At 55.8% G+C, this 686-nt stretch carries 1 protein-coding gene; it reads right to left on the bottom strand.

From position 1 onward, the window contains the following. The coding region (locus ACO0K4_RS19410; RefSeq protein ID WP_422958323.1) for a methyl-accepting chemotaxis protein at positions 1-686 on the bottom strand (686 nt) is incomplete at both ends.

Below are 686 nucleotides of genomic sequence, written 5' to 3'. Positions count from 1 at the left end.
TGCGCCAAAGCCTGAGCCTGCTCTTCCATGCTCTCTGCCGCTGCCGCTGCTTGTTCTACCAAAGCTGCATTTTGTTGCGTCATTTCGTCCATCTGGGTTATGGCGAGATTGACTTGTTCAATCCCGGCACTTTGTTCCTGGCTCGCTGCCGTAATTTCGCTCATGATGTCGGCGACATGCTGGACGCTGGTGACAATTTCGTCCATGGTCTTGCCTGCTTCGTCGACTAGTTTGCCGCCTTGTTCTACTTTGTCGACGGAGTCGTCAATCAGGGCTTTGATTTCTTTGGCGGCACTGGCGCTGCGTTGGGCTAAGTTGCGTACCTCTGAGGCGACAACGGCGAATCCACGTCCTTGTTCGCCAGCTCTGGCTGCTTCGACGGCGGCATTGAGGGCGAGGATGTTGGTCTGGAAGGCGATGCTGTCGATGACGCTGATGATGTCGACTATCTTGCGCGAGCTGTCTTTGATGGAGCCCATGGTGTTGACGACCTGCCCTACGACGGCACCTCCTTTGACTGCGACACTGGAGGCGGAGACGACGAGCTGATTGGCTTGTCTGGCGTTGTCGGCATTTTGACGAACAGTGCTGGTGAGTTCTTCCATGGAGCTGGCCGTCTCTTCGAGCGAGCTGGCTTGTGATTCGGTTCTGCTGGATAGATCGGCATTCCCTGAGGCGATCTCTTT

This window comes from Undibacterium sp. RuTC16W, from assembly GCF_049339445.1.
Classification (GTDB): Bacteria; Pseudomonadota; Gammaproteobacteria; order Burkholderiales; family Burkholderiaceae_D; genus Undibacterium.
The sequence above is the reverse complement of the archived record's forward strand: the minus strand, read 5'-3'. Positions and strand labels throughout refer to the sequence as shown.